A 5,301-nucleotide genomic window follows, 5' to 3' on the forward strand; every position below is an offset into this window, starting at 1 on the left:
ATTCAAATTTTTTTACTGGATTACATTTTTATCCAATGTTGGATAATTTAGAATCCTTTTTTTTATTTGGTTATAAAATTTGTTTAAGTTTATAACTTATTATATCATTTTCCCATTAATTAATCATCTCTATTTTATATTCCTTAAAATTTAATTTTCTAACACTTATACAATTCATTTTTATTTTGCATCTAACTCTTCTGGTGAAAGCATTTTAAAAAATCATCTTTCATTATCTTCTTTAAAAGACAATTATACTTCAGCTTTCATAAGAAAAGAAATAGCGGTAAATTATGTTCATATCAACATAATTTACTGCTTACGAACAATCTAATAGAAATATTTAAAGATTTTGAATATGTGCACAACAAATTAATTTAGAATAACAAAAAACGAACATGTTCTCGCTACTTCAAAGTCAAAAAAGAGTTTTATAAACTTAAAAATAAAGTAAAAAAATATCTGGACAAAACAAAAGGAACAACTCTTTAAATTTTGGTTGTTCCTTAAACCTACTTATACTTTTTTAAGTATTTAGTTATTCTAATTTTCTTTTCTTCTATAATTAGTTATAACTGTAGCCATACTTAATAAGCTAAGTCCTGCAAATAAACCAATTAAACTGTCATCTCCAGTCTTGATACTTACCGTTGTATCGCCTGCTTTGACTGGATTATTTGTTTCAACTATTTCTAATCCTGCCATTGCTTTAGCTAACACATCTTTGGCATTATCTACCTGTTCTTGACTTGCTTCTGGATCTTCTAATATTGCTTTGGCTTCATTTAAAGCATCTGCTACTACTGCCCATGATTCTGAAGTGTAACTTGCAGAATTTAAACTTTGAGTTTTATTAATTAGATCATTTAATAAATCTTTATTTGGTTTTAATCTTAAGTCTAAGAATGCTTTTACTAATTCTGTATATGCTTCATCAACTTCATCCTGCATTGCATTTTCATCTGCTAAAACTGCATTTGCTTTATCCAATACTGGTAACATTGCCTGCCATGATGATTCGATATATTTACTTTCATCTAAAAACAATGCTGTTTTATCACCTTGATAGAATTCTAACATATGCATTACATCTGCTAGTCGATCAAAAGCATTATCTACTTCTTCTTGAGTTGCATTAGTTTTTGCATATACTTCTTTAGCGTTTGTTAAAGCTTCATTAAATTCAGTTACTACGACTGGTACGACATTTTCTAAATCAGCAGCTTCTGCCATTTCAATAGCAATTTGTAAAGCTAATTTATCTGTTTCAATTACTTTTTCAACTAATCCGTCTTTTGCAGCCTGTAATCTATCCAAGGCACTATCTACTTCTATTTGAGTTACATCTTCATTATCTAAAATTGTTTCAACATCATCCAACACATTTTTAAATTGTGTCCAACTTTCTGTTGTATAATCTGTTTCTTTAAGTTCTAAACATTCATCAAATAATGCTTGTAATTCTGTTTTTGAAACTGTTTCTGGTAATTGAGCTAATTCCTTAACTTCATCAGCAGTTAATGCTCGATTAAAGATATTTACCTCATCCAATGCACCATACAAACCACCTGAATCTGCTAATCCAGATTTTGCATTAGCCCCAATTCTTGTTGCTGGTCCTGCAAGTACAACATCTACTCGATCCTGGTACTCTCCATTTACATATAAGCTAGTTCCACTATCATCGCATACAAATGTTAAGTGTACCCATTCTCCTATTGGTGCACTATAATTGAATGTATAATCTTCTACACCAAATTCTGTGATTCCTACTTTTTGTGTATTCTTCCATTGTTCTAGTTTAATTTCACTTTGATTACCTGATAATAAGGCTGTATTAGTTGCGCTATTAGCACTACGATTTACCCACATGCTGGCAGTCCAGTTTCCTTCTAGATCCTTGATTCCTAGATCAACATAACCATTTCCATTAAATTGAAGTCCTTTTCCTTTAACTCCATCTATCCATGATACATTTCCACTGATCGTTCCAGGATATAAATCAGCACTATCTTTAGCTACTGTTCCTTCTCCTTCGTCAAAACTCCAGCTTGTATTTACTTCTACATATGGCTCTTTCCAGATACTTTCATCTTTATAATAATTGATTCCCTGATTTTCTAGTCTTTCGCCATGAACTATCAGTCTTTCTTTATATTCATTCCAGCTGCGATCTTCTTTTGCTGTCCACCCTACTTCTGCATGTCCTAATATCCTTGGAAATGCCATATATTCTAATGATTCTAAACTTGATAATGTTTCTGTCCACATTGGACATTCTATTCCTACTATCTGTTCTTTACTTCCATAGTTCGTTGGATCCCACTCATATCCTCTTTTTATTGATATTTGTGCTGCCCATTGTAATCCTAATTCACAATTACTATCATATTTCATATCTATATATGCATAATCTGCTGGTGATGCTATATATTTCACTCCACTACTCATCTTTGCATTTCCTGTTGACCAGAATTGAGTAACTGTTCCTTCTTTATCTTCTACTGCATTATCGTAATTTTGCCACCCTATTGGTGTTTTTCCATATTTTTGTGCTATTTCAGTAACCCTATTTACAAAATATTTATAATCTTCAGTTGATGTTGAATGTGCTTCATCTCCTCCTATATGTAAATATTTTGATGGTGAGATTTCTGAAACCTGTTTAATTACTTCTTCTATAAATTTATATGTATTTTCATTATGACATTCCAATGATGCCCATCCAACATCCCATCCTTGATATGGTTTTGTATTGTCATAACCGCTTGCATATGGTTTTCCATCCTCTGTACTGTTTAACATTGGCAATGATACCAATGCAGCCCATGCATGTCCTGGCATATCAAATTCTGGTATTATTTCTACATATCTTTCTTGAGCATATTTTATAATTTCTTTAAACTCTTCTTGGGTATAGAATCCTGGTCTTTCCCCATTATGTGTACAAGATGTTGAAGCCCCCAAATCTGTTAAGTTAGCATATTCTTCACCTTTGATTTCTAAACGCCATCCCTGGTCATCACTTAAATGCATGTGTAATTTGTTGATCTTATATTGTGCGATGTTATCAATATGCTCCTTTACATCATCAACAGAAAAGAAATGTCTTGAAACATCTAACATCGTTCCTCGATATTCATATTCTGGTTTATCTTCAATATGTGATCCTGGAATATTCCATTCTACATCACTAACTACTTCTGACTTTTCAATATCTGCTGGTAACATCTGTCTTAAAGTCTGCACTGCTCTAAATACACCTGCTGGCTGATTGGCAACGATTTTTACCCCATTATTAGTAGTATCGATCGTATAACCTTCTTCACCCTGATCTTCATTATCAGCTGTTGTTAAAACAATGCTGTTATCAACTACATCACTGCCATTTACAACTGCTAATGGATATCCAGTTGATGCTCTAAACTTCGTAGCGATATACTCAGCAGTTGTTGCAAGTTCTTCTGTTTCTTCACTAGTTCTTCCTTTTACATTGATCACTGTTTCATTATTCAATGTAAAGTTACCAGTTGTTTCATATACTTCGACTGGCTTTGGAATTATCGTATTTTCTAATGTTTTTGCTGGTTCTAACTCAGAAATCTTTGTCTCTAACATAGCGATGGCTGCATCAATTTCATCTTGACTGCTATTAGTCGCTAACTGTTCAACATCAGCAATAGCATCTTGTAATGCTTGATAGCTAGTTTCCTCATACCCAGAAGCTTTTACGTCTTTAGCATCAGCTAATAAACAATCTAATAGCTGTCTTGATGGTTCTTCTTGATCAAGTAATTGACAATCAATATAAAGCATATTATGATCAGATAATCCTGTTTCTACCATCTTTACTTCATTAACTTTGATATTTCTAGTAGTAACAATATTATCTATGCAATATACATTCATAGATGAATCATATTGGTTATATGTATTGTACCAAACACCATCTTTACCATTAGCCAAATTATAATTTTTCATCATTGGATAATTTTCTGTAATTGACTGATCGGTATTAAAATCACCAGTTAAAATTTTATATGGTGTTGGATCAGCATCCATTGCTTCTAACACTTCACTCATCTGTTTTGCTCTCAAACTTTGGCTTTCGTGTGTTAAATGTGTATTATAGATTGCTACTTCTTTACCATCTTTTTCAAATACACCACGAGCATATGCTCTAGCTTCATAATTTCCTTCATTTGAAAGAGAAGCACCTGATTCTTCTTTGAATTCATATCTTGATAATAATCCTATTCCATATTCCCCACCACTATAATCAATAGTTTTTTGGAAATATGAGTCTGTAAAATATTCATATTCCTTAAACTTTGCAAGCATATCGTAATTATTACGACCTGTATTTATATCTACTTCCTGCACTCCTACAACGTCAATATTTTCTTGTTCTAAAGCATTGTTCATTGCTTCAATATCTGGTTTTTTCCCAGCTGCAATATTAAACGATGCTACTTTAAAGCTATCACTAACTGTATTTGTGCTTGCATGAACAGCAGGAATGTTCACCATAAGTATTGCAGCTAATAACGCTCCTAAAATTTTTTTTCCTTTCTTTTTCATTTTTTGCCTCCATTACTATCTATCATAGTAAAACATCATAAAATTCTAATTATTATTTTCCCAATCATAATTTAAAATATTTTATCAGTATCATCTCCTAACTATTATAATTTATTATAAAATATTTAGAATACATTAAAACTCCAACCCCTTCATACTTCATATATTTAGAGCTCTAAATTTTGCATTCCCTATAGTTTATTATAACATTTTTAAAATTTAATTCATATTATCGATAGTTTCTTTCTGTATAAAAAAAGGTAACACTTTGTCATAAGTGTTACCTGATCATATCAAATTATCTCGTTAATTATTCTATATATTATAAGTTTCTAAAACTCTTACAACTATTATTAAATAAAGCTGTCATATAATAAACAACGTAAGCGTCAAATAGCATACACCTAACAGTAAAAAACATCTCAATATATAATAATAGAGTCATCAATAAGTGGAGGTGTTAATATGACAAAAGAACAACGGAAGCAATACTGGAAATCAATCATTGATGAATGTTATTCATCTGGTGAAACAGTAATAAGATGGTGTGCTGAGCATTCCATCAATGAATCATGTTTCTATAAGTGGCGAAAAATCATCTATCCTGACTACTCTAAAACTGTAAAAAATGATAATGACCTTTTCACACCTGTGGCAGTCACTGAAGTAAATAAAAATATTTCTATTACCGTTAATGATGTTGATCTGTGTTTTGACGAA

The 5,301-nt window shown here is 31.4% G+C and carries 2 protein-coding genes; one reads left to right on the forward strand and one right to left on the reverse strand.

Features of this window, described 5'->3' with window-relative positions; genetic code table 11:
- Positions 1-543 precede the first annotated feature (543 nt).
- The gene (locus tag BR82_RS16490) at positions 544-4,581 is read right to left on the reverse strand and encodes a family 20 glycosylhydrolase (protein ID WP_051592855.1); all 4,038 of its coding nucleotides are present in this window, start codon (positions 4,579-4,581) and stop codon (positions 544-546) included.
- Between the two features lie 465 nt (positions 4,582-5,046).
- On the opposite strand from BR82_RS16490, the gene tnpA reads away from it, so the two are divergent.
- Positions 5,047-5,301: IS66 family insertion sequence element accessory protein TnpA (gene tnpA / locus BR82_RS16085; RefSeq protein WP_034865227.1), on the forward strand; the 255-nt coding region annotated here is incomplete at its 3' end.

This window comes from Thomasclavelia saccharogumia DSM 17460, from assembly GCF_000686665.1.
In the GTDB taxonomy this organism is placed as follows: Bacteria; Bacillota_I; Bacilli_A; order Erysipelotrichales; family Coprobacillaceae; genus Thomasclavelia; species Thomasclavelia saccharogumia.